The sequence below is a fragment of the Pseudomonas putida genome (assembly GCF_050989985.1).
GTDB classification, from domain to species: Bacteria; Pseudomonadota; Gammaproteobacteria; order Pseudomonadales; family Pseudomonadaceae; genus Aquipseudomonas; species Aquipseudomonas putida_AI.
Genome location: NZ_CP158815.1, coordinates 3,544,867 through 3,569,013, shown reverse-complemented (window position 1 = coordinate 3,569,013; position 24,147 = coordinate 3,544,867). Strand labels below are relative to the sequence as shown.

The following is a 24,147-nucleotide window of genomic DNA, read 5'->3' as shown; positions in this document are numbered from 1 at the left end:
GATGAACCGGAGTGCACCGCGGGGTATCAGGATTCCCGCGTCATCGTTCGCGACCATCGCGAGCAAGCTCGCTCCTACAGGAGAGGGGACTGCTTCTGACTTTGCCGCTGTTCCAGCAAATGCACCATCAGGCACGCATACAGGGTCACCGCGATAAACAGCGCCATGCGCACCGCAAACGCGGTGTAGACGTCCTTGCCTGCCTCGCTGTCCTGCACTGACTGCCCCAGCAGGATGATCAGGGTGATCAGGGTGTTCATCCAGAAACCGGGGCTCCAGCGACCGGGGCTCAGGCCGTAGAGCTTGCGTGCCAGGATCAGGCCGAACAGCAGCATCCACAAAAAGTACATCCACAGGTGCACGAACAGGCTGAGCGCACACCAGAACAGGATCGCCAACAGGCCGCCCAGCAGCGTCGATCCCAGCAGTTCGCGGCCGGCGCTGCGGGCCGAGGTGGTGGAACTCTGTTGCCCCAGGTTGACCGCCTTGAGCACGATGGGCAGGTAGCTGGCCGGGTCGATCAGCGCCAGCAGGAACGCCGGGATCACGATCAGGGTCGCGCGCAACGCCACCCGGTGGACTTCGTTTTCCGGCAGGGGCGGGGCGACGGGTGGGGAGGGGGCATTGGCCGGTTCCGGGAACAATCCGTGACTGACCACGCCGACCATCACCGCCAACAACAGTCCTGCGACCAGCGCCTTGATCACCGTCAGCGCCAGGTCGAAGTCGGCAAACCCCGCCGAGGAAATCATGGTCAGGCCGATCACCAGCAGGGTAACGATCAGGTTATTGCCGCCCCTCAAGCCAAATCCAAACACCGCGAACAGACAAAGCCCGATCAGCAGCACGCCGCTGAACCCGAAATACCGCAGCAACGGAATCAGCAACAGGCCGATGCCGGTGGTCAGCATCGCGATCAATCCAAGAGCTATGGCTGCCTTGAACGACAAGGGACGGTTGAGGGAAATCAGCAACAACGCGCACAACACCGGAGCCAGGAACGGAATCGGCAACGCCAGGCCATAACTGGCGGCCAGGCACAGCGCGGTGCCGGTGGCCAGGCGCGCCGCGCGCTGGACCCTTGGTGAACGCTCGGTAGGCAGGCTCTTGGTAGGCACGCTTTCAGTAGGCATAGGAAAGCCAACTCATCAACCCGAGGAAGATCCGCCCCAGCGGATTGAGCACATTGCCCTCGGAAGGAAAGGCCATCACCTCGGCCTGGCCGCCGGCGCGTATCGAGCGGTTGTCCTTGAGCATGGCCAGCGACTCGTCGGAAAACTCGATGATCACCGGGAAACGCTGGGCCGGCCGCAACCAGTCGCGGCTGTTCTGCACCGTGGGCAAGGTGCCAGGAGCGGCCGGCTGGCCCACGCTGACCCCGTAGCCGAGACTGCGCACGCGGCCCTCGAAGACTTCGCCGGGCAACGCATCGAGCACCACCGACACCGGCGTGCCGGTTTTGACCAGGCCGAGATTGTTCTCGGTCATGTCGGCACTGATCCATACGTCATGGATTGCGATCAGGGTCATGACCGGGTTGCCGGCGGCCGCGAACTGGCCGACATCGGTGCGAAGGTCTGTGATCAGCCCGGCCGAGCGCGCCCGTACCTGGGTGTTGGACAAGTCCAGCTCGGCCTTCGACAAGGCGGTGGCCGCGCTGCGCAGTTTGGCGTTGTCCTCTTCGCTGCCGCCTTCGGTTTCACGGGCGCGCTGCACTTCGGCTCGGGCCGCGGCAACCTTGCTCACAGCGGCTTCGTGGTTGGCCCGGGACACTTCCAGCAGGCGCACGGAGATGGTGCCCGGGTCTTCGCGGTACAAGCCTTCCAGCCGCTGATTGTCCTGGCGGGCCTTGAGCTCGTTGGCCTGTGCCGCCCGCAGGTTGGCCTGCGCGGCCGCGATGCCGGCGGTGCTGGCGCCGATCTGCCGGCGGGTGGACTCCAGATCGGCGCGGGCCCGGTCGACGGCGATCTGATAGGGCTGCGGATCGATCTCGAAGATCACTTCCCCGGCCTTGACGTCCTGATTGTTGCGCACGTTGACGCGGATCACCCGGCCTGCGACTTCCGCCGCCACCGGAATCACGAAGGCACCGACCCGCGCCTGCTGCGTGTAGGGCGTGAAACGATCCGCCAGCAGGTACCAGGCCAGACTCAGGACGATCAGCAGCAACACCCATTTCACGCCTTTCTTTGTCGGGTCGGCGGCGGGCTGCGCTGGCGGCGGGGCGTCGGAGGAGGGAGGCGCGGCGTCAGTCATGGTGGGTTACCGGGTTGGGAAAGGAGGCGGCGGGTTGGGGCTCGGACAGCAGGTCGCCCCAGTCGGTGCGTTGTTCCATTTGTCGGCGCGTGGCCGGGTCGACCTTGGCCTGGGCGCTGTACCAGCCACCGCCAAGGGCCTTGTACAGGGCGATCACGTTGCTCACCGCGTCATTACGGCTGACCAGGTAGCTGTCCTGGGTATCAAGCAGGGCGCGCTGGGCATCCAGCACCCGTTGAAAGTCCGAGTAACCCTCGCGATACAGCGCGTTGGCCAGTTCCAGCGAGCGTTTCGCCGCACCTTCGGCCTCACGCAGGATGCGTTCGCGCTGCAAGGCCTGGGTCAGGCCGTTGGCGGCGTCGTCTGCCTCGCGCGCGGCCTGGCGCACCTTGTCGCGATAGGCCTCGATCAGCTGTTGCAAGCGCGCATCCTGGACCCGCACGTTGTTGCTGATGCGCCCGTAATCGAACACATTCCAGCGCAGGCTCGGCCCGCCGATCAGGTCGAGGCTGCGCGAGCTGCCGCTCAAGGTGTCGGCGGACCAGACAATGCTGCCGAGCAGGCTCAGTGACGGGTAGAAATCGGTTTCGGCGACGCCCACCAGCGCCGACTGCGCGGCGACATTCAACTCGGCGGCGCGCACATCGGGGCGGCGCAGCAACAGTTGGGCCGGCACATCCTGCAGCACGGCACGATCCACCAGCGGGATCAGGCCGGTGTTTTCGACCACCAGCGGCAGTTCGCCCGGCGGCTGGCCGATCAGCACTGCCAGGGCATTGCGCAGGCGCACCAGTTGATCCTGCAGCAGCGGGATGCTGCTGAGGGTGCCGAGGTATTGGGTCTTAGCTTGTTGCAGGTCGAGTTCGGCGGTCTGTCCGCTCTTGAACAGCTTTTCGGTGATCTCGTAATTGCGTTCTTGCTGGCGGGCGTTTTCCTCGGCGACCCGCAAGCGGGCCTGGGTGGTGCGCAGGGCAAAGTAGCTGTCGGCCACCTGGGCACGCAGCAGGACCAGGGCGTCGTCATAGTTGGCCTCGGCGGCGAAATAGGCGGCGTCGGAGGCCTCGATGGCACGGCTGAAGCGGCCCCAGAAATCCAGTTCCCAGCCCACATCGAAACCGGCGCTGTGCTGCCAGAAGCTGCTGTCTATCGGGTTGCGCCCGCCGGATTGATCGCGATGCACGTACACGCTGTCGGCACTGATCTGCTGCAGTTGCGGGTAGCGGCCGCTTTCGGCGATGCCCAATTGCGCGCGGGCCTCCATGACCCGCAGGCCGACAATCTTCAGGCTGGAATTGTTGGCGTCGGCTTCGGCGATCAAACGGTCCAGGGTCGGGTCGGCAAAAATCTCCCACCACTGGCGGATGTCCGGTTGCAGCGCGCGCTGGCTGGCGTGGTCCAGGTTCGGCGTATTCCACTGATCGATCCAGGGCTCGGCGGGCGATTGGAAGTCCGGCCCCAACCGTACGCAGCCGCCCAGGGCAAGCGCTGCACACAATAAAAACCGGTTCAGATCTGGACGCATCGTGCGTTTCCGACCAAGGAATATCACAGCAGCATAGACGGCTGGATGGCGAGTGGATTGGGGATAGCCGCAATTCTTGTGACCAGCCTGGAACCCCTGTAGGAGCGAGCCTGCTCGCGATGACTGCGGCACAGGCAACATCGATGGCGGCTGACGGATCGCTATCGCGAGCAGGCTCGCTCCCACAATGGATTGGGGATAGCCGCAATTCTTGTGACCAGCCTGGAACCCCTGTAGGAGCGAGCTTGCTCGCGATGAAGGCGGCACAGGCAACATCGATGGCGGCTGACGGATCGCTATCGCGAGCAAGTTCGCTCCCACAGTTGAATAAAAAACGGCGCCAATGTTTTAAAAACGACCTGTTTGCGCTGAACGCGCATCTTCATCAGTTTTCTGTTGAACGAGTGTTCAGCTTGGATTATGTTCTTTTTCACCTTCTCTCCCGGCTGGTTGCGGGCTTGCGTTTCTTCATTTTGAACGAGGCACTGGCATGCGGTTTTCACCCTTTGTTGAGCGGATCTCAGGTCAAGGTGTAGCGGCCTGGGATATTCACTACGCGGCTTTCGATGCGCGACGACGCGGTGAGGATGTGATCATTCTCAGTGTCGGCGATCCAGATTTCCCCACTCCAGACTTCATCACCGAAGCCGCGATCGAAGCGCTGCGCGAAGGTGACACCCACTACACCGAAATCGCTGGCCGCAAGGCCCTGCGCGACGCCATCGCCGGGCGCTACGCCAAACTGTTCGGCCGCGAGGTGCAAGCCGAAAACGTGATCACCGTGGCCGGAGCGCAGAACGCCTTGTTCACCGCTTCGATGTGCCTGCTCAGTGCCGGCGACGAGGTGATCGCCCTTGACCCGATGTACGTGACCTACGAAGCGACCCTCAAGGCCTCCGGCGCCACCCTGGTACGGGTACCGTGCTCGGCGGACGATGACTTCCGCCTCGACGCCGCCGTGCTGGCCCAGGCCATCACCCCGCGGACCAAGGCGATTTTCCTGTCCAACCCGAACAATCCCACGGGCGTGGTGCTCAACCGCGAAGAGCTTCAAACCATCGCCGACCTGGCCATTGCCCACGACCTGTGGGTAGTGGTGGACGAAGTCTATGAAAGCCTGACCTTCGAGCGCGACCATCTGAGCCTGGCGGCGTTGCCTGGCATGGCCGAGCGCTGCGTGGTGATCGGCAGCCTGTCCAAATCCCACGCCATGACCGGCTGGCGCATCGGCTGGATCGTTGCCGATCCGGCGCTGGTCGCCCATGCCGAAACCCTGGTGTTGAGCATGCTCTACGGCTTGCCGGGGTTCTGTATGGAGGCCGCGCTCAAGGCGGTGCAGGCCCACGACGAAGTCAGCCATGGCATGCGCGACATCTATCGGCGGCGCCGTGATCTGGTGGTGGCGGGGCTGTCGGGTTGCGAGCCGATTGCCGTACTCAAGCCCGATGCCGGCATGTTCGTCCTGCTGGATGTACGCGGTACCGGCCTGACGTCGCTGGAGTTCGCCTGGCGGCTGTTGCGCGAGGCGAAGGTATCGGTGCTCGATGCCGCCGCCTTTGGCGAGCCGGCCCAGGGTTTTGTGCGCCTGTCCTTCACCTTGGGTGAAGAGCGCCTGACCGAAGCGTGCAAGCGTATTCGCGATTTTCTCCTGGTGCTCAAGGATGAAGCCCCCAAGCCGGCGATCAGCCGTGTGACCAGCGAACCGATCGTCCAGCCAGCGACGGTGCGGACCATGATCGAGGTGGAAAAACTGCACAAGCGCTTCGGCAATATCGAAGTGCTCAAGGGCGTATCACTGACCGCCCGCGAAGGCGACGTGATCTCGCTGATCGGCGCCAGCGGCTCGGGCAAAAGTACCTTGCTGCGTTGCATCAACATGCTCGAAGTGCCGGACCAGGGACGCATTCTGGTGGACGGCGAAAGCATTCATCTGAACCACACCCGTCCCGGCCAGCCGCTGGTGTCGGATGCCAAGCAGCTGGTACGCATCCGCTCCAGCCTGGGCATGGTGTTCCAGAACTTCAACCTCTGGCCCCATCGCACGGTGCTGGAAAACCTGATCGAAGCGCCGACCCAGGTCCTGCGCGAGAGCAAGGCGGAGGCCACCGAACGGGCCGAAGCGCTGCTCGAACGCGTAGGGCTGGCGGCCAAGCGCAACGAATACCCGGCGTTTCTCTCCGGGGGGCAGCAACAACGGGTGGCCATCGCCCGGGCCCTGGCCATGCGGCCCAAGGTCATGCTGTTCGATGAACCCACCTCGGCACTCGACCCGGAACTGGTCGGGGAAGTGCTGCGGGTGATCCGCTCGCTCGCCGAAGAAGGCCGGACCATGATCCTGGTGACCCATGAAATGGCCTTCGCACGCGATGTCTCTTCCAAAGTCGCCTTCTTGCATCAAGGCCTGATCGAGGAAACCGGTACGCCGGACGATGTGTTCGTACACCCACGCAGCGAGCGTTGCCGACAGTTCGTCAACGCTCATCAGACTCGCTAATAACATCAATAAAAGACGGGGAACAATCATGGGAAATCGACGTTTGGCAACCTGGATCACCGGCGTGGCCGCTGTAATGCTGGCCGGCATGAGCGCGGCGCAAGCCCAACCGATCCGTTTCGCGGTCGCGGCCGAACCCTATCCGCCGTACACCGAGAAGCAGGCCAACGGTGAGTGGAAGGGCTTTGAAGTGGACCTGATCCACAAGCTGTGCAGCGAAATGAAAGCCGAGTGCGAGATCAAGGAAGTGGCATGGGACGGGATCATTCCGTCGCTGCTGGCAAAAAAGATCGACGTGATTTTTTCCTCGATGTCGGTGACCGAAGAGCGTGAAAAACAGATCGCCTTCAGCAAGGCCTATTACGACTCGGCGGTTGCGGTTGTCGCGCCGAAGGGCACCACTATCGGCAAATTTCCGGATGATCTGAAGGGCAAGACCATTGGTGTGCAGAACTCGACGGTAAGTGCCAGCTACCTGAAGGCCTACGGCGAAAAAATTGCCGATGTGAAGTATTACGACACCCAGGATTCGGTCAACGCGGACCTGATTGCCGGCCGCATCGACATGCAAATGGCCGATGGCACTGCCATGGCCGCCTTCGTCAAGACTCCGGATGCCAAAGACCTGGCGTATATCACCAACGTGCCGTACGACCCTCTGTTCGGCAAGGGCGTGGGCGCCGGCATTCGCAAGGAAGACACCGCACTCAAGGCCAAACTCGACAAGGCCATCACTGAACTGTTGGCAAGCAAAGACTACGACGACCTGTCCCAGAGCTACTTCGGTATCAACGTGAAGCCAGCGTTCTAAACACACGCCATCGGGAATCACAAATCCCTGTGGGAGCAAGGCTTGCCCGCGATGGCGTCCTCGCGGGCCCCATCGCGGGCAAGCCTTGCTCCCACAGGGGGCGGGGTGATTTGAAGGTCGGAGACTGAAATGCCAACAATGTTCGAGATGATCGGTTTCAGCGAACAGGGATGGGGCGCAGCGTTGCTCAAGGGTCTGGGAATGACCCTGCAGATATCGGCCGGGGCCTTTGTGGTCGGTTTGATCGTCGGACTGGTCGTGGCCTGCCTCAAGCTCGGCGCGCCCAAGCCGATTGCGGCACTGGCCCGGGGTTACACCACCTTGTTCCGTGCCGTACCCGAATTGCTGATGATCCTGTTGCTGTTCTACGTCGGCTCCATGCTCCTGAACCGGTTGATGGAGTCGATGGGGTACGACGCGGTAAACGTCAGCGGGCCACTGGCGGCGATCCTGGTGCTGGGACTGGTGCAAGGCGCCTACGCGTCGGAGATCTTCCGCGCGGCGATCCAGGCCATTCCCTTTGGCCAGATCGAAGCGGGCAAAGCTTTCGGCCTGCACGGCTTCGGCCTGTTCCGGCGGGTCACGCTGCCGATCATGGCCCCCTATGCAATGGCGGGGATGGCCAACCTGTGGATCAACCTGATCAAGGACAGTGCCCTGATCAGCGTGGTCGGTACCAACGAGCTGCTGTACACCGCCAAGCAGGCCGCCGGGTCGACGCGTCAATACCTGTTGTTCTATCTCACCGCTGCGGCGCTGTATTACGCGGTGACCCTGGCATCCAACTACTTGTCGGGACGGCTGGAGCGACGTATTCGTCGCTGGATGCCCATTGTCGACTGATGGGCTGAACAAACGGGCCGAATTGACAGGTTGAGAGAACGAAATGATTCCAGCGTGGATAATTGAGTACGCATCACTGTTGGGGCGAGGGTTGCAAACGACCATCGCCATCCTGCTGATTTCCAGCGTGGCGGGGTTTGTCCTGGCCGTGCTTGTGGCACTGGCACGCATCTCCAAGAACAAACTGATCGCCAAGACCAGCCTGTTCTTCACCAGCGTGACGCGCGGTACGCCGCTGCTGATCCAGATCTACATCTTCTATTACGGCCTGGGCAGCCTTTTTGCGCAGTTCCCGTTGATACGCGGCAGTTTTCTCTGGCCATACATGCGCGATGGCTACTGGTACATCGTCTTTGCCTTGGTGGTTTCGGTGGGGGCCTATGTCGGCGAAGTGATTCGCGGCGGCCTGCTGGCGGTGCCCAAGGGTGAAATGGAAGCGGCTTCGGCCTTTGGCATGACGCCACGCCAGGCACTGTTGCGGGTGCGTTTGCCCCGGGCGCTGCGCCTGCTGTTGCCGACCCTGGCCGGGGAAACGGTGATGTTGCTCAAATCCACGGCACTGGCCTCGACCATTGCGGTCATTGACCTTTTGGGCGCGGCCAACGTGGTACGGGCGCAGACCCTGCAAGTGTACGAGCCGCTGTTGCTGGTGGCCGGGGTCTACATCTGCCTGACGTTCATGATCGAGGCGCTGTTCGCCTTTGCCGAACGCCGGGGAACCCCGGTGCGCAGGTCCGCATGATGAACCAGCCACGGGTTGACCGCTCGCTGCAAGGCATTGGCCTGTGTGTCGTGGGCTATGCATTCCTGTCCTTGCAGGACGCGGGCATCAAGTGGTTGGTGGACGGTTATTCGGTGTTCACCATTCTGTTCTGGCGCGCCGTGGTGGTGGCGGGTGCCTGTTTGCTGGCCGGACGTACGGAACTGGTGCGGCGGGCGTGGCGTTCGTCCAGCCGACGCCTGCTGGTGGTGCGCGGCCTGCTGTCGATTGCCGCCTGGCTGCTGTACTACACGGCGGCGCGGGACCTGACCCTGGCGGAAATGACCACCCTGTATTTCTCGGCGCCGATCATGGTCACGGTGCTGGCCACGACCATTCTCAAGGAGCGCGTCAGCGGCTGGCAGTGGTTTGCCCTGATCCTCGGTTTCATCGGCGTGGTGATTGCCTGTCGTCCCAACAACATGGCCGACCCGGTGCCGATTGTCCTGACGCTGCTGGCGGCGGTGTTCTGGGCCTTTACCTACATCCAGCTGCGCCAGGTGGATGACCAGACTTCAGTGCTGGAGCAGATGCTGATCACCAACGTGGTGTTCGTGATCTGCATGGCCGTGGCGTTGCCCTGGACCCACACCCCGACGCCGATGCCGGCGTGGCTGGGCATGCTCGCCGCCGGGCTGATGGGCGGGGCGGGGCAGTTCCTGCTGTTCGCCAGTTTCCAGCGCGCCACCGCCACGGTGCTGGCACCGTTCGAGTACACCGGGCTGATCTGGGCGTTCCTGTTGTCGAGCCTGGTCTGGGGCACGCTGATGGATGTGTCGCTGATGATCGGCGCCGGTCTGATCGCGGTCAGCGGCACCCTGGCGATGATTTTCGGGCGGCACGCCTCACAGGACGTCGTCGGTGTCGAATGCTCCGTTTCGCAATCCCTTTATCCAGCAACGACAGATGTGCAGGCCGTTGGCCGGGCTGAAGGTCTCGGCGTTGAGGCTCCACTCGATCCAGAGACCGTCGAGCATCGCCGATAGACCGATGGCGGCGAGGCGGGTGTCGTGGATCCGGAAACCCTCGCTGGTGGCCAGGTCATCGAGCAACTGGCACAGCAGGTCGATGTAGGCACCGTAGCTTTTTTCGTGGGACTGGCTGACATGCTCGGAGTGGCGGATAAGGCTCCAGAACACCACCCAGGCCCCGAGCAATTGCGGGTCCATGACCCGCGGCGAAAAGGACCCGACAAGGAACGCATCCATCTTTTGCGCCGGGGTGCCGGCCTGTTCGATTTCGTTGCGCAGGGCGGTGGTCAGCTCGATGGCGAGCTTCTGGTAGGTGTCGGCGATCAGCGCGTCGATGCTGCCGAAATGGTGGTTGAGCAGGCCGACGGACACCCCGGCTTCGGTGGCGATGCGGCGCACGGAAAGACCGGCGTGGCCATCGCGGACCAGACAGCGCAGGGCTGCGGCTACCAGTGATTCACGGCGTTCGTCGGCTTCGGCGCGGCGGTTTTTCGGGATGGTGGTCACGGGAGATTCCTGATGATCGCTCATGTTTGCGAGCTTAGTTGAACACTCGTTCAATCACCAGTCCCGTTCACGACGACGCTTTTGACATACACGACAGGAGGGCAATCGAATGGCGCAGGATGTTTCGTTCAATGTTCACAACAATAACGGCGACGCGGTTCAGGTCGGTGCCTGGCGTTTCACCGGCAACGGCAGCGGGCCGGCCGTGCATTTGCAGGCGGGGGTGCATGCCGATGAAATCGCCGGGATGCTGGTGCTGCACCTGCTGATGCAACGCCTTCAGCTGGCCGAACAGCAAGGGCGGCTCAAGGGCAGCGTCACCGTGGTGCCGCAGGCCAATCCGCTGGGCATCGGGCAGTTTCGTCAGGGGCGGATTCTGGGTCGTCATCACGACGCCACCGGGCACAATTTCAACCGTGGCTTCGACCAGTCCGCAGCCATGGCGCAGCCCTCGACCGTCGTCCAGCAGTGGCAAAAGCAACTGGTGCAACTGGCCGCCACGGCAGACGTGATGCTCGACCTGCACACCGATGACGAAGCCCTGCCTTACCTCTACGTGCACCGCAGTTTCTGGCCCCGTGGCCGCGACCTGGCGGCGGCGATGAAGATGGACGTGGCGATCATCTGGGACGAGGGCGGGGACGGTTCCTTCGAGGAAACCATCATTGCCCCATGGCTGCGCGAGGGCAACGCCGACCGGCACATGGCCGCAACCCTGGAGTTGCGTGGGCAGGGCGACGTCAATGATCGTTTCGCCCAGCAGGATGCCGAAGGCCTCTATGCCTGGCTGTGCGGATACGGCGTGATCGATGACGCGCCGGCGCCCGCCGACTGGCCTGTCGAGGCCGTTGAAATGGGCCACATGGAAACCATCCTGGCACCGCAGCCGGGGGTGCTGATCTTCGAGAAAGAATTGGGCGATCTGGTCGAGGAGGGCCAGCGGTTCGCGCGGATCCTGCGCCGGCCGGGCGACCCGTCTTCGGAAGTGGTGCTGCATGCCGAACAGACCGGGCGCCTGGTCACGCGCTACCGGGATCGCTTGATCGGCCAGGGCATGGGCGTGGCGAAGTTCACCGGCACCCGGCAGTCACGTAACTGGAGCGGCGGGTTGCTGGACCCGAACTAGGCCGGGGCCCTAAAGAAATCACTTAGGCCTCGGGGGATCACTCGAATACCGCGCTGCAAAGCGTTGCCATAGGCTGCCGGCTGTCAAGCTTTTGGCCGGAGTACGCCATGCGGTTATTCGAGTTGATCACCTTCACGGTAAAGGTTCGCACTGTTGCGGCAGCGCTGGCGCGGATTGAAACGGCACTGGCCGAGCCCGGGATTGGCGGCACCCTGATGGGGTGCTGGGCCTCGGAGATCGGTCAGTTGAACCAGATAGCGCTGTTGCGCGGTTTTGCCGACGAAAGCGCGCGGCAGGCGGAGCGCGAACGCTTTTTGCTGGATGGCCAAGCCTTCGGCATCAACGAATTCATCACCGATCTGCGGATCGAAAACTACAGCCTGTTTCCCTTCCTCAAGCCCCTGGCCCCCGGCAAGCACGGGCCATGTTACGAACTGCGGGTCTACGACCTGATCAGTGCCGGCCTGCAACCGACCCTCGATGGCTGGGCCAAGGCGATCGAGGCGCGCACCGCCGAACAGTATTCACCGGTCTACGCCGCGTTTTATGCCACTGACGGCGCCTTGCCGCGCTACCTGCACATCTGGCCCTGGGGCAACCTGGAGCAGCGCCTGCAAGTACGCACCCAGGCGGTGGCGGACGGCGTCTGGCCACCGGAAAACTCCGGCCCGCAGCTGCGCGACATGCGTTCGACGATCTACTTGCCGGCGGCGTTTTCACCATTGGCGTAGGTGGTACATGGGAATACTTTCCCCTGTAGGAGCGAGCCTGCTCGCGATGGTCGCGAACGATAACGCGGGATATCTGCATATACGCGTCGCTCTGTAGACCATCGCGAGCAGGCTCGCTCCTACAAAAAAACAGAAAATCAATCAGGGGGTTTCTGCTGATCGATTTTCTTAATATGTAGTATTGATTTGGCGAACTTTCGCCATCGCGATGATGAATTGATAATTGGTTTCAAGCGAGCAAGCACAGACTTCGAAATTGCTCACTTAAACCACTTATCCCGGAGATTCATCATGAAATACGTACTTTTCGCCGCACTTTCGTTAGCCAGCGTGTTTGCATCCGCCCAAGAGTCTGCGCAGGCAAGCTCGAATCAGAAAGGGCTGGATATTGCCAGGGTCATCAGCATCAAATCCGCCCAGGATCCTGAAAAAGTAAACGGTGTCATCAACTCGCAGATGGTCTACCTCGACAGCACTGGCGTGACCCGTACCCTGGATTACACAATCCTTGGTAATGGCCAGCAAAACGGATGAGGCTGATGATCCGGGCTGTTCCTGACCCTTCTGAAACAACTGAAAACGCCGCGTCTGACGCGGCGTTTTTTATTGCTCGTAGAAAGACTTTTGAAGGCAAGGTCAAAAGATCGCAGCCTGCGGCAGCTCCTACATTGGAGCGAGTGTGCTCACCATGCTTTGTTGCGGCGCAACAAAGGGCGCCGGCTCGGGGCCGGTGAGAATCAGGCGGAAGGTTTCCACCAGCGGTCGCAGGGTGACCCGGTGCCAGGCCACCCACAGCGGCATAGTGAAGGTCAGCCAGGGCAGCTCGCGGAACACCACCCCAGGATGCGCCGCCTGATTCAGGCTTTTCTGGGTCATGGCCACACCCAGCCCGGCCGCCACCAGGCCCAGGGCGGTGTAGGGCTCGGCGGCCTCAAGGCGGATCTGCGGGGTGAACCCTGCGCGGATGCAGGCCGCGACGAAATCGGCGTGGTGGTTCTCGCCCTGGCTGTACTTCACACCGATCCAGTCCAGATCCTGCACGTGGGTCGGTAGCAGGCGCTCGGTGCCCGCCAGCGGATGATCGGCCGGCAAGGCAAACTGCATCGGGTCTTCCAGCAGCTGGAAATGCGTCAGCTCCGGGTCATCGTTGCTTGGCGGCTCGCTGACCAGTGCCACATCCAGGCTGCGCTGGCGCAAACCTTCGAGCTGGTCGGCGGAGCTCAGGTGGTGCAGCGCAATGTGCACGCCGGGGCGGATTTCGCGGACTTCACGCAAGGCCGCCGGCAGCACGTTGGCGTGCATGGCGTTTTCGATGTAGCCGATACACAACCCGCCTTCCTCGCCACGCCCCAGGCGTTTGCCCAATGACTCCAGGCGATTGGCGTGGGTGAGCAGGGCGCGGGCTTCGGTGAGGAAGGTCCGTCCGTCGGTTGTCAGGCGGATGCGTTGTTGGGTGCGCTCGAACAGGACCAGGCCCAGGCGTTCTTCGAGCTGGGCGATCTGCCGGCTGAGGGGCGACTGGGAAATGTGCAACCGTTCGGCGGCGCGGCCCACATGTTCCTCTTCGGCGGTAACGATGAAATAGCGCAGCTGGCGTAGATCGATCATGGTGATGCTCGCGAGGTCTCAAGTGTGGCCTATTGTGTCTTGGACGGTCTGTGCTACGCAATCTAGGATCTGCTCAACGGTCGCCACCGGCGATCACTCGAAAATCCAGAGGATTGAAAAATGAGCTTGAAAGACAAATTGCCAGGCGTATTGGGTTTCGGTACTGCCCCACTGGGCAACATGTTCCGTGACATTCCTGAAACCGAAGCATTGGCCACCGTTGATGCAGCCTGGGATGCCGGGGTTCGTTACTTCGACACCGCACCGTTCTACGGTGCCGGCCTTTCCGAGATCCGCCTGGGTAACGCGCTGGAAAAATACAAGCGCGATGACTATGTCCTGAGCACCAAGGTCGGCCGCGTGATCCTCGACGAACTGGACAACAGCGCCCGTGACCTGGGTGAAAAAAGCGGTGTGTTCGAACACGGGCTGCGCAACAAGATCGTCAATGACTACAGCGCCGACGCGACCCTGCGCTCCATCGAAGACAGCCTCAAGCGCCTGAAGACCGATCACCTGGACATCGTCTGGATTCACGACATCGCCCAGGACTTCTATGGCGACCAATGGCTGCAATACTTCGAACAGGCCCGCACCGGTGCGTTCAAGGTCCTGGACCGTCTGCGTGACGAGGGCGTGATCAAGGCCTGGGGCCTGGGTGTGAACCGCGTCGAGCCGATCGAGCTGACCCTGGATCTGGAAGAAGCCCGTCCCGATGGCATGCTGCTCGCTGGTCGCTACACCTTGCTCGATCACGAACGTGCACTGCAGCGCGTGATGGTTTCGGCGAGTGCGCAGAATGTCGATATCGTGGTTGGCGGTCCGTACAGCTCAGGGATCCTGGCCGGTGGCGCACACTTCGAATACCAGAAGGCCAGCCCGCAGATCATCCAGAAGGTCGAGCACATCAAGCGCATCGCCCAGGCCCATGGTGTGAATATCAAGGCCGCCGCCCTGCAATTCTCCCTGGCCAACCCGGCGGTGGCCGCGGTGATCCCGGGTGCCAGCCGTCCGGAGCGAATCGCCGAAGACGTGGCCGCGCTCAAAGCGGTGATTCCGGCGGCATTCTGGGCAGAACTGCGCAGTGCCGGGTTGATCGCGGCCAACGCGCCGGTCCCTGCATAACGACTGGCTGCAACCTGTAACCCCTGTAGGAGCGAGCCTGCTCGCGATGAGGCCTTTGCAGTCAACATCATCGTCGACTGTGCGGCCGCCATCGCGAGCAGGCTCGCTCCCACAATGGATTGGGTATAGCCGCAATTTTTGTGTCCAGCATAGAACCCCTGTGGGAGCGAGCCTGCTCGCGATGAGGCCTTGGCAGCCAACATCTTTGTCGACTGCCCGGCCTCGATCGCGAGCATGCTCGCTCCTACAGGGCCGTTACGATGGTCTTGGCCTCCAGGAACGACTCCAGTCCGGCAACCCCGAACTCCCTGCCAATCCCCGATTGCTTCACCCCACCAAACGGCGCCAACAGCTCCGGGTTGATCCGGTTGATCATCACGGTGCCGGCTTCCAGCCGGGAAGCGATGTGGCTGGCGCGCTGCAGATCGCTCGAGAACACGTAGGCGTAAAGTCCATACTCCGTGCCGTTGGCGATCTGGATGGCCTGTTCTTCGCTGTCATAGGTCATGATCGACAGCACCGGCCCGAAAATCTCCTCGCGGGCAATGAACATGTCCTGGCTGACATTGGCGAAAACCGTGGGCCTTGCGAAATAACCCTGTTCCAGCCCGGCCGGGCGACCCTCGCCACCGACAATTAACCTGGCGCCCTGGGCCAAGCCGCGCTGAATGTAGTGCTGAACGCGTTGGTATTGGGCGAGGCTGGCCAGCGGGCCCATGGCGGTGTCCGGATCCTTGGGATCACCGACGTGCAAGGTTGCGGCAAACGCCTGCACGGCGCCGATGACCTCATCCAGGCGCGTTCGCGGCACCAGCAGCCGTGTGCCGGCAATGCATGCCTGGCCGTTGTTCATGAAGGCGGCATTCATCGCCAGTGCGATGGTGGTGGAAAGGTCCGCATCGTCCAACACGATGGACGCCGATTTGCCGCTCAGGGCCAGGCTCACGCGTTTCATGCCTTGCAAGCCGGCGCGGGCGATCAGCTTGCCGGTGGCCGTAGAGCCGGTGAAGGAGATCCTGGCGATGTCGGGATGGGTGCTCAATTCATCACCGACATCCTGGCCCCGTCCCGACAGCATGTTGAAGATGCCGTCCGGCAAGCCGGCGCTGTGCAGCGCCTGGGCGATCACCCGGGACTGCAAGGGGCTCAGCTCACTGGGTTTGATCACCGAGGTACAACCTGCGGCGATGGCCGAGGCCAGCTTGCTGCAAATTGTCCCGGCCACGCTGTTCCAGGGCGCGATCAGTGCCGAGACACCCACCGGCTCCATCACGACCTGCGCCGTACCGACGGTGCGAATCAGGGGGTAGTCCTCCAGTGTTTGCGCGGCATTGGCAAAACACTGGGAGGCATATTGGCTGACCCACTGTGTGCGGGCGAACACGCCGCCGTATTCCTCGATGGCCGAGTCGCGGATCTGCCCGGCACTGCTCAATACGGCTGCCTGAAGTTGCCTGAGCATCTCGATACGCTCGGCCTTGCAGGTTCTGGCGAAGGTGCGCTGTGCGCGACGGGCGGCGTGGATCGCCAACCGTGCGTCATCGCGATTGGCCAGGGTGGCCGTACCGATCACGGCTTCGGTCGCCGGATTGATGATCTGTATGACTTCCGTGCCCTGTACCGGCACGAACTTGCCGTCGATGTATGCCTCGCTGATGTTCCACATGATTTGCCCCGGATCGTCGTACTGATGAGTGGCCAATCTATCGATTTGTCATCGTGCCGATAATCCGCTCAAATGCGGATGAATTATCAAGGTATCCGGGACAATGTATAAAAGCGGCCTGATCGAACTGGAAGTGGTGCTGGCCGTCGCCCGGCGGCGGGGTTTCCGTGCAGCGGCCACCGACCTGAACATGTCCACCACGGCGGTCAGCAAAGCGGTCGCCGGTCTGGAGGCGCGGTTGGGTACGCGGCTGTTTCATCGGACTACCCGCAGCGTCTCGCTGACGGAGGCCGGGCAGCGCTTCGTCGAGCAGATAGAACCTGCCGTCGCCCATATCCAGCACGCGATGCAAAACCTGCACGAGGATCAATCCGTCCTGACAGGCACGCTGCGCATCAACAGTTCGCTGGGTGCGGCGCTCATGGTGTTCCAGCCGATCTTGCTCAAGTTCCTGAAGCGCCATCCGGGCATGACGGTGGACATCACCACCGAAGGAAAGCTGGTCGACATCATCGCCGAAGGATTCGACGCGGGGCTGCGGCAGGGGACGCGGGTGCCACGGGACATGATTCGCGTGCCTATCACCCGGGACATCCCAATGGCCGTGGTGGGTTCGCCCGGCTATTTTTCCACGCACCCGCGGCCGCTGGTGCCCGAAGACCTGCTCGATCACGCCTGCATACGGGCACGTCTTCCCGGCGGCGCGGCATCGCCCTGGGAATTCATCCGTGACGACCAAACCTTGACTGTCGAGGTGCGGGGGCCCTTGGTACTGGACACGCCTTTACTGATGGTTGAAGCGGTCAGGCAAGGCGCAGGGCTCGCACAGTTGCCGCAGTTTTATGTGCAGGACGAGCTGGCTGACGGGCGTCTGGTCAAGGTCCTGGAACCATGGACGCCAGCGGCTCCGGGCCTCTCGCTGTACTACGCAGGCCATCGCCACATACCCGCCGCCCTGCGAGCCCTGATCGAGCTGATCCACGAGCAAGGCAGCTGACTTCATTGCCGGACGCGCCATGGATCGCGCGTAGCAGGGCGGTCGTTTCAGTTTCTGAAATAGTGGATTGCAATCCGTATGGATTCTGTCGCAAGGATTTCGGGAGGAAGATAGCGCTCACGACGTTACCCCCCAGTCACTGGCGCAAGGAGACACCCGATGGATGAAGTCACGAAAGCGCAACCTTCACCCTGGCATGAAGGCGAGTTGACCTTGCAACGTGCGGTCGGTGCGGTGGAGATGATGGTGGGTGTCGGCCAGCGACAAATGTCACGGACCTGGATGCCGGACCAGCATCGCGAGTTCTATGCGCAATTGCCTTTTGTGGTGCTTGGCGCCGTGGACCGCCAGGGCGACGTGTGGGCCACGATCCGTACGGGGCAACCCGGCTTCATGCATTCCCCCGAACCGGAACGCCTGCACATTAAGCTTGAGCCCCAGCCCAACGACCCGGCGCAAGAGGGCATGCAGCCGGGCGATGCCATCGGCATGCTGGGCATTGAGCTGCACACCCGTCGGCGCAACCGCATGAATGGCAACGTGCTGCGTGAGCTGGAGAACGGCATCGAGATTGCGGTCACCCAGGCCTACGGCAATTGCCCGCGCTACATCAATCTGCGCCAGTACGAATTCGCCGACCAGATCGAGGACGTCGCCCTCGAGTTGACCGCGACAGACCCGCTGGTGCGTCGCCTGACCACCACGGCCGACTCGTTTTATGTCGCGACCTACGTCGAGCGCGATGGCCAGAACCAGGTCGATGCCTCCCATCGTGGCGGCAAGCCGGGTTTTGTACGCATGGAGGAAGACGGCACGCTGACCATTCCGGATTTCTCCGGCAACCTGTTTTTCAACACCCTGGGCAACATCCTGCTCAACCCCCGCGCCGGGCTGTTGTTCATCGACTTCCAGAGCGGTGATCTGCTGCAAATGAGCGGGACCGCCGAAGTGTTGCTGGACGACCCCGAAATTGCCGCGTTCCAGGGCGCCGAGCGGCTGTGGCGCTTCAAGCCGCAGCGCGTTGTTCACCGCAAGGCGGCGATTCCGCTGCGCTGGGTGGATACAGTGGAAGGGGAATCGCCCAACTCAATGATGACCGGCAGCTGGGAGCAGGCCGCCGAGCGCCTGCAGGCCGAAGCTCTGCGTACCCACTGGCGAGCGCTGCGGGTGGCGCGCATCGTCGATGAAAGCCGCAGCATTCGCTCGTTTTATCTGGAACCTGGCGATGGCGTCGGCCTGCCCGGGTTTGAACCGGGGCAACACCTGCCCGTGCGCGTTCAACTGGAAGGGCAGAAGGCCCCGTCGATTCGCACCTACAGTGTTTCCAGCGCACCTTCGGATCAATTCCTGCGTATCAGCGTCAAGCGCGACGGTCTGGTGTCAGCGCACTTGCATGAGCGGATTCAGGTCGGCGACTGGATCGAAGGGCGCGCGCCCCAAGGACACTTCACCGTGCAGGCGTCCGAACGGCGTCCGCTGGTGCTGCTCGGTGCCGGCGTTGGCGTGACGCCGCTGTTGTCGATGCTGCGGGAAGTGGTTTACCAGGGCAAACGCATCAACCGCATGCGCCCGACCTGGGTGGTGCAAAGCAGCCGCTCCGTGGACGATCTGGCCTTCCGCAAGGAAGTTGATGAACTGGCGGCGCGGGCAGGGGACAAGGTGAAGGTCCTGCGTGTGGTCAGCCAACCGCCCCTCGAAGGTAAGGGCGACGGCAGCGAAGGTCACGACGTGACAGGCCGGATCGACGTCGAGCTGCTCAAGACCGTGCTGCCGCTCAACGACTACGACTTCTACCTGTGCGGGCCGGGGAGCTTTACCCAGGCGCTGTACGATGGTTTGCGCAAATTGCGCATTCCCGACGACCGCATTCACGCAGAAACCTTCGGCCCGTCCACGCTGGTCCGTGACGCCGAAGTCAGCGTGCCGGCGGCGCAGCAGGTGCCTGTGTCGAGTGAATCGGTGAAGGTGCTGTTTTCCACCTCAGGCAAGGAAGCACGCTGGGAACCGGGCACCGGGACCCTGCTGGAACTGGCGGAAGCCCGTGGCCTGAACCCCGAGTTCAGCTGTCGCGGTGGCTCCTGCGGCACCTGCAAGACCCGCATGAGCAGCGGCCAGGTGCATTACCTCAACACCCCGGAACCCGGCCTGGCCGCTGATGAAGTGCTGATCTGCTGCGCAGTGCCGGCGCAGGGTAGCGAGCCGCTGGTGCTGGAGATCTGAATCGGGTGCGAAACCCTGTAGGAGCGAGCCTGCTCGCGATAGGGCCGGCACATTCAACATCCATGTCGCCTGACACACCGTCATCGCGAGCAGGCTCGCTCCCACAGTGGTTGTGTTTGATCGTTCCCACGCAGAGCGTGGGAACGATCATTGATGCCATGCAGGCAGATCAGACCAGCGCACTCCTGCGCTTGAGCTCGCTGTTTAGAATGAAGTCATTCTCCGAATAGTCCACGGGGCAGTCGATCAGGTGCACGCCCGGTTCGCCGATGCAGCGTTGCAGCAACGGCAGGAAGCCTTCGGCGCTTTCCACCCGGTGGCCCTTGGCGCCATAGGCTTCGGCGTATTTGACGAAGTCCGGGTTGCCGTAATCCAGGCCGAAATCGGTGAAGCCCATGTTGGCCTGCTTCCAGCGGATCATGCCGTAGCCGTCGTCACGCAGGATGATCACCGTGAGGTTCATCTTCAGGCGCACGGCGGTTTCCAGTTCCTGGCTGTTCATCATGAAACCACCGTCGCCGCACACTGCGACCACCGGGCGATCGGGGTAGACCAGGTTGGCGGCCATCGCCGACGGCAAGCCCGCGCCCATGGTCGCCAGGGCGTTGTCCAGCAGCACGGTATTGGGTCTGTGGGCCTTGTAGTTGCGCGCGAACCAGATTTTGTAGATGCCGTTGTCCAGCGCCACGATGCCTTCGGATGGCAGGGCGCGCCGCACATCGGCGACGAAGCGCTGCGGGTAGATCGGGAAACGGTTGTCGTCCGCACCCTCGATGATCTGCGCTTCGTTGGCCTCGCGGATCGCCATCAGGCGGCTGAAGTCCCAGTGCGGCTGGACTTGCAGCGCCTCGCCGATCTGCCACACGGCATTGGCGATGTCGCCCACCACTTCGATCTGCGGGAAATACACCGGATCGACTTCGGCCGAGCGGAAGTTGATGTGGATCACCTCGGTGCCGCCACGGACCATGAAGAACGGCGGCTTCTCGATCACGTCGTGACCGATGTTGACGATCAGGTCGGCAGCCTCGACGGCGCGATGCACGAAGTCGCCGGCGGAGAGGGCGGCGTTGCCGAGAAAACGCGGGTGGCGCTCATCCACCACGCCCTTGCCCATTTGCGTGGTGACAAACGGAATGCCGGTGTTGTCGATCAGCTGCTTGAGCACCTTGCAGGTCATCTTGCGGTTGGCGCCGGCACCGATCACCAGAATCGGGCTGCGGGCGGCCTTGAGCTTCTCCACGGCGCCTTCGATGGACTTGTGCTCGGCCAGCGGGCGGCGGACCAGGCTCGGCGGGATCGGCATGCTCTCGGTCTGTTCGGCGGCGATGTCTTCAGGCAGCTCCAGGTGCACGGCACCGGGCTTTTCTTCCAGGGCCAGACGAAAGGCTTCGCGGACACGGGACGGAATGTTGTCGGCGGAAGCCAACTGATGGGTGTACTTGGTCAACGGCTGCATCATGCCGACCACATCGAGGATCTGGAAGCGGCCCTGCTTGGACTTCTTGATCGGCTTCTGGCCGGTGATCATCAGCATCGGCATGCCGCCCAGATAGGCGTAGGCGCCGGCCGTGACCAGGTTGGTCGCGCCCGGGCCCAGTGTCGACAGGCTGACGCCGGTCTTGCCTGTCAGGCGGCCGTAGGTGGCGGCCATGAAGCCGGCGGGTTGTTCGTGGCGGGTCAACACCAGCTTGATCGAGGATTTGCGCAGGGACTCAAGCAAGTCCAGGTTTTCTTCGCCGGGAATTCCGAACACGAACTCCACGCCCTCGTTTTCCAGACATTGCACAACGACATCGGCAGCCTTGGCCATTTTGTTTAGTACCTCGGGTTGGGGTGTCGGGTCAGTGGTCCCGCGCAAAGCCGCGCAAGCCACTGGTAAACCTGCTGGCAAACACCGTCTTTGATACTGCATCGCCCAGTATCGCCTCATTGCCATGGCGCGCATTACCGTTGGTCCGGCCGAGACGTTCCCCGGCGGGCTTGAATCCGGCGGCAAGGACGGGGCAGCCGCCGCTGGCTATCCTACAAAGGCAGATATTGCGAGAACTCACTGGCTTGATTCTTGACGTCAGGCGGCGGTTAGCCTGGAGGTGCTTGATGCTGTCCATGTTCACTGAAAGCCCCCTGATCGGCGCCCTGATCCTGCTCCTGATCGATACGGTGATGTGGCGTGTGATCAGTCCCAAACAGTACAACTGGAAGGTGCTGGCGCGGCTGGTCATTTTCCTGATGTACAGTTTGCTGCTGTTCAACGAAGGCCTGAGCCCACTGGAGCCGGCGCCCGCGGGCGACAGCGTGCCGCTGCAGATGGCGGCCACGGCCCTGGAGATCGGCTGGTGGCTGTTCGGCGCGCGTACCCTGACCGTGATCATCGGTGCGGTGATGATGCAGCGCGTCGGGCATACCGGGCGCCTGATCCAGGACTTGCTCGGCGCGGGGCTGTTTTTGATCGCGGTCATCGCCGCCCTGGCCTACGTGCTCAATCTGCCGGTCAAGGGCGTGCTGGCGACGTCCGGTGCCCTGGCGATCATTGTCGGCCTGGCCCTGCAAAGCACCCTCAGCGACGTGTTTTCCGGCATCGTCCTCAACACCACCAAGCCCTATCAGATCGATGACTGGATCGCCATCGACGGCACCGAAGGCCGGGTCACCGACATCGACTGGCGGGCCACCTTCCTGCAAACCTCCCAGGGCAGCATGATCGTCATCCCCAACTCGATGGCGGCCAAGGCCAAGATCACCAACTTCAGTCGCCCCAGCGACATGTTCGGCGTTTCCATCAGCCTGCTGATCAGCCCCCATATTCGGCCCAACCGAGTGTTCGATGCCCTGGAACGGGCGGCGCAGGGCTGCCGCATCCTGCTGACCAAACCGGCGCCCAAGATCACTATCAAGAGCACCGGCAGCGGCGGGGTGGAATACGAAGTCAGCGGTTTCGTGATTTCCATGGATCAGAAGCGCGCCGTGCGCAATCAGTTGTTCGACCTGGCGTACCGGCATTTGCTGGCAGCCGGTATCAACTGGTTGTCGACGGTCGAGACCAACGAGCCGGTGCGGCATTCGCGGGCACGGGCGTTGCTGGACCACTCGAGCATTTTTTCCACGACCTTGAGTGACGAAGAGAAGGACAAAGTCAGCCAGAACATGACCCGCCAGGCGTTCCAGCCCGGGGAAATGATCCTGCCGGGCGGGGAGATCAGTGAGCACTTGTACATCATTGAATCGGGCGTGGTGACGGTGGCCTTGAGCCGCGGAGGCGTCAAGTTCGAAGCCGGACGCATGGGGCCGGGGGAAGTCATCGGCGAAGCCGGGATTGTTTCGGGCAAGGCATTGCCGGCGGATTTCGCCGCCCTGACGTTCTGTTATCTGTACCGGATCGAGAAGGAGTACTTCCGGCCCTGTGTGGAAGCCCGCCATGACATCAGTGAAGCAATGAAGGCGTTGGTGGAATTCCGCTTGCAAATCTCCCAGACATTGCTGCAGGAGGAGCCCAAAGCCATCGAGAAGAAAGGCTTCCTGCAATGGCTGCGCAGGCGGGCGTGATTGCTTCGAACCCTTGAATGCATCTGCGTGTCTGGAATGAACAGCGATCAAAAACTCAGGTAATCGAGGAGTCCCACCATGTCCCATCCCGTGCTCAAACCCGGTGCCGTGGCCGTCATCACCGGAGGTGCCGCCGGCATCGGGCTGGCCACCGCCAAACGCTTCGCCGCCATGGGCATGCGTGTGTGCATCGCCGATCTGGGTGCGCAGAAGCTGCTGAATGCCGCCGAGGAGATCGCCGAACAGGCCCTGGCGGGCGCCGAAGATGTACTGGCGCTCGAAGCCGACGTCAGTCGCGACACTGACCTGGCCAGTTTGCGCAAAACGGTGCTGGAGCGTTTCGGCTCAGTCGACGTGCTGATGAGCAATGCCGGGATTCAGCCGGCGACCACGACGCTCGACGGCGCCAACTGGCAGCAGATGATCGAGGTCAATCTGTGGGGCGTCATCCGCAGCACCCAGGCCTTCGTTCCGGGAATGATCGAGCAGGGGCGCCCTGGGCTGGTGATCATCACCGGTTCCAAGCAGGGCATTACCACGCCACCGGGCAACCCGGCTTACAACGTGTCGAAGGCCGGGGTGAAAGTGTTCAGCGAGTCGCTGCAACACCAATTGCGCAATACCCCCGGCTGCGCCATCAATGCCCATTTGCTGATCCCGGGCTTTGTCTTCACCGAGTTGGCGGCCCAGGGGCGCAAGGACAAACCCGCCGGGGCCTGGACCTCGGAGCAGACCGTCGACTTCATGCTGGAGCGCATGGAGGCCGGCGATTTTTACATCCTCTGCCCGGACAACGACGTGCCCCGGGCGCTCGATGAACGCCGGATCCTGTGGGCCGCGGGCGATCTCGTGGAAAACCGTCCGCCGCTCTCACGCTGGCATGCCGATTACGGCGACGCGTTCGAAGCCTTCGTGCAGGGCAAATGAACAACACCCGTCCCTGTGGGAGCGAGCCTGCTCGCGA

The 24,147-nt window shown here is 62.4% G+C and carries 20 protein-coding genes and 1 pseudogene; 14 read left to right on the top strand and 7 right to left on the bottom strand.

Annotated features, from left to right (window positions below; translation table 11 throughout):
• Positions 1-74: 74 nt before the first annotated feature.
• The 3 genes from ABTV29_RS16475 to ABTV29_RS16465 are packed head-to-tail and all read right to left on the bottom strand — an operon-like array spanning position 75 to position 3,778.
• On the bottom strand, positions 75-1,103 hold the full coding sequence (locus ABTV29_RS16475; protein ID WP_433771908.1) for a DUF2955 domain-containing protein: 1,029 nt from the start codon (positions 1,101-1,103) through the stop codon (positions 75-77).
• Between the two features lie 19 nt (positions 1,104-1,122).
• A complete protein-coding gene (locus ABTV29_RS16470) occupies positions 1,123-2,256 on the bottom strand; it encodes an HlyD family secretion protein (protein WP_433765484.1) in 1,134 nt (377 codons plus the stop codon).
• Positions 2,249-3,778, bottom strand: a complete 1,530-nt coding sequence (locus ABTV29_RS16465; protein ID WP_433765483.1) for an efflux transporter outer membrane subunit — start codon at positions 3,776-3,778, stop codon at positions 2,249-2,251. Before ABTV29_RS16465 ends, ABTV29_RS16470 begins: the two co-directional genes overlap by 8 nt.
• A 245-nt stretch (positions 3,779-4,023) precedes the next feature.
• On the opposite strand from ABTV29_RS16465, the gene ABTV29_RS16460 reads away from it, so the two are divergent.
• From ABTV29_RS16460 to ABTV29_RS16435, 6 genes are all read left to right on the top strand, one after another.
• The gene (locus ABTV29_RS16460; RefSeq protein ID WP_433765481.1) at positions 4,024-4,314 is read left to right on the top strand and encodes a hypothetical protein; all 291 of its coding nucleotides are present in this window, start codon (positions 4,024-4,026) and stop codon (positions 4,312-4,314) included.
• On the top strand, positions 4,269-6,272 hold the full coding sequence (locus tag ABTV29_RS16455) for an aminotransferase class I/II-fold pyridoxal phosphate-dependent enzyme (RefSeq protein ID WP_433765480.1): 2,004 nt from the start codon (positions 4,269-4,271) through the stop codon (positions 6,270-6,272). The genes ABTV29_RS16460 and ABTV29_RS16455 overlap by 46 nt, the downstream gene beginning before the upstream one ends.
• A gap of 28 nt (positions 6,273-6,300) precedes the next feature.
• Entirely contained in the window at positions 6,301-7,083 is a 783-nt protein-coding gene (locus ABTV29_RS16450) for a transporter substrate-binding domain-containing protein (protein ID WP_433765478.1), read from the top strand.
• A gap of 129 nt (positions 7,084-7,212) precedes the next feature.
• Complete coding sequence (locus ABTV29_RS16445; RefSeq protein ID WP_433765476.1) at positions 7,213-7,926, top strand: ABC transporter permease; 714 nt, start codon at positions 7,213-7,215, stop codon at positions 7,924-7,926.
• A gap of 43 nt (positions 7,927-7,969) precedes the next feature.
• Positions 7,970-8,668 carry an ABC transporter permease subunit gene (locus ABTV29_RS16440; protein ID WP_433765474.1) on the top strand — a complete coding sequence of 233 codons (699 nt, stop codon included), beginning with the start codon at positions 7,970-7,972 and terminating at the stop codon, positions 8,666-8,668.
• Positions 8,668-9,672, top strand: a complete 1,005-nt coding sequence (locus ABTV29_RS16435) for a DMT family transporter (protein WP_433771906.1) — start codon at positions 8,668-8,670, stop codon at positions 9,670-9,672. The genes ABTV29_RS16440 and ABTV29_RS16435 overlap by 1 nt, the downstream gene beginning before the upstream one ends.
• On the opposite strand, the pseudogene ABTV29_RS16430 reads toward ABTV29_RS16435, so the two are convergent.
• Positions 9,628-10,188: pseudogene (locus tag ABTV29_RS16430) on the bottom strand (TetR/AcrR family transcriptional regulator); the annotation flags it as partial. The gene ABTV29_RS16435 and the pseudogene ABTV29_RS16430 overlap by 45 nt on opposite strands.
• An 85-nt stretch (positions 10,189-10,273) precedes the next feature.
• Between ABTV29_RS16430 and ABTV29_RS16425 the strand changes: the two are divergent.
• The 3 genes from ABTV29_RS16425 (at position 10,274) to ABTV29_RS16415 (ending at position 12,555) form a co-directional block, all read left to right on the top strand.
• Positions 10,274-11,290 carry a succinylglutamate desuccinylase gene (locus ABTV29_RS16425; protein WP_433765472.1) on the top strand — a complete coding sequence of 339 codons (1,017 nt, stop codon included), beginning with the start codon at positions 10,274-10,276 and terminating at the stop codon, positions 11,288-11,290.
• A gap of 107 nt (positions 11,291-11,397) precedes the next feature.
• Positions 11,398-12,021 carry an NIPSNAP family protein gene (locus ABTV29_RS16420; protein WP_433765470.1) on the top strand — a complete coding sequence of 208 codons (624 nt, stop codon included), beginning with the start codon at positions 11,398-11,400 and terminating at the stop codon, positions 12,019-12,021.
• Positions 12,022-12,312: 291 nt separating this feature from the next.
• The gene (locus ABTV29_RS16415; protein ID WP_433765468.1) at positions 12,313-12,555 is read left to right on the top strand and encodes a DUF2790 domain-containing protein; all 243 of its coding nucleotides are present in this window, start codon (positions 12,313-12,315) and stop codon (positions 12,553-12,555) included.
• Between the two features lie 129 nt (positions 12,556-12,684).
• On the opposite strand, the gene ABTV29_RS16410 is transcribed toward ABTV29_RS16415, so the two are convergent.
• Positions 12,685-13,629, bottom strand: coding sequence for a LysR substrate-binding domain-containing protein (locus tag ABTV29_RS16410; RefSeq protein WP_433765466.1), 945 nt, complete (start codon positions 13,627-13,629; stop codon positions 12,685-12,687).
• A gap of 120 nt (positions 13,630-13,749) precedes the next feature.
• Here ABTV29_RS16410 and ABTV29_RS16405 point away from each other — a divergent pair, with 120 nt between their 5' ends.
• Positions 13,750-14,754, top strand: coding sequence for an aldo/keto reductase (locus ABTV29_RS16405; protein ID WP_433765465.1), 1,005 nt, complete (start codon positions 13,750-13,752; stop codon positions 14,752-14,754).
• A gap of 244 nt (positions 14,755-14,998) precedes the next feature.
• On the opposite strand, the gene ABTV29_RS16400 is transcribed toward ABTV29_RS16405, so the two are convergent.
• The gene (locus tag ABTV29_RS16400) at positions 14,999-16,420 is read right to left on the bottom strand and encodes an aldehyde dehydrogenase family protein (protein WP_433771904.1); all 1,422 of its coding nucleotides are present in this window, start codon (positions 16,418-16,420) and stop codon (positions 14,999-15,001) included.
• A 103-nt stretch (positions 16,421-16,523) separates the two neighbouring features.
• Here ABTV29_RS16400 and ABTV29_RS16395 point away from each other — a divergent pair, with 103 nt between their 5' ends.
• Together ABTV29_RS16395 and ABTV29_RS16390 are read left to right on the top strand one after the other, a co-directional pair.
• Positions 16,524-17,417 carry a LysR substrate-binding domain-containing protein gene (locus ABTV29_RS16395; protein ID WP_433765463.1) on the top strand — a complete coding sequence of 298 codons (894 nt, stop codon included), beginning with the start codon at positions 16,524-16,526 and terminating at the stop codon, positions 17,415-17,417.
• A 159-nt stretch (positions 17,418-17,576) separates the two neighbouring features.
• Entirely contained in the window at positions 17,577-19,637 is a 2,061-nt protein-coding gene (locus ABTV29_RS16390; RefSeq protein ID WP_433765461.1) for a pyridoxamine 5'-phosphate oxidase family protein, read from the top strand.
• Between the two features lie 169 nt (positions 19,638-19,806).
• On the opposite strand, the gene ABTV29_RS16385 is transcribed toward ABTV29_RS16390, so the two are convergent.
• Positions 19,807-21,450: an acetolactate synthase large subunit gene (locus ABTV29_RS16385; protein WP_433765459.1), complete on the bottom strand. Its 1,644-nt coding sequence runs from the start codon at positions 21,448-21,450 to the stop codon at positions 19,807-19,809.
• A 287-nt stretch (positions 21,451-21,737) separates the two neighbouring features.
• Here ABTV29_RS16385 and ABTV29_RS16380 point away from each other — a divergent pair, with 287 nt between their 5' ends.
• Positions 21,738-23,183, top strand: a complete 1,446-nt coding sequence (locus tag ABTV29_RS16380; protein ID WP_433765457.1) for a mechanosensitive ion channel domain-containing protein — start codon at positions 21,738-21,740, stop codon at positions 23,181-23,183.
• A 78-nt stretch (positions 23,184-23,261) separates the two neighbouring features.
• A complete protein-coding gene (locus ABTV29_RS16375; protein WP_433765456.1) occupies positions 23,262-24,110 on the top strand; it encodes an SDR family NAD(P)-dependent oxidoreductase in 849 nt (282 codons plus the stop codon).
• The last annotated feature ends 37 nt before the right edge of the window (positions 24,111-24,147 follow it).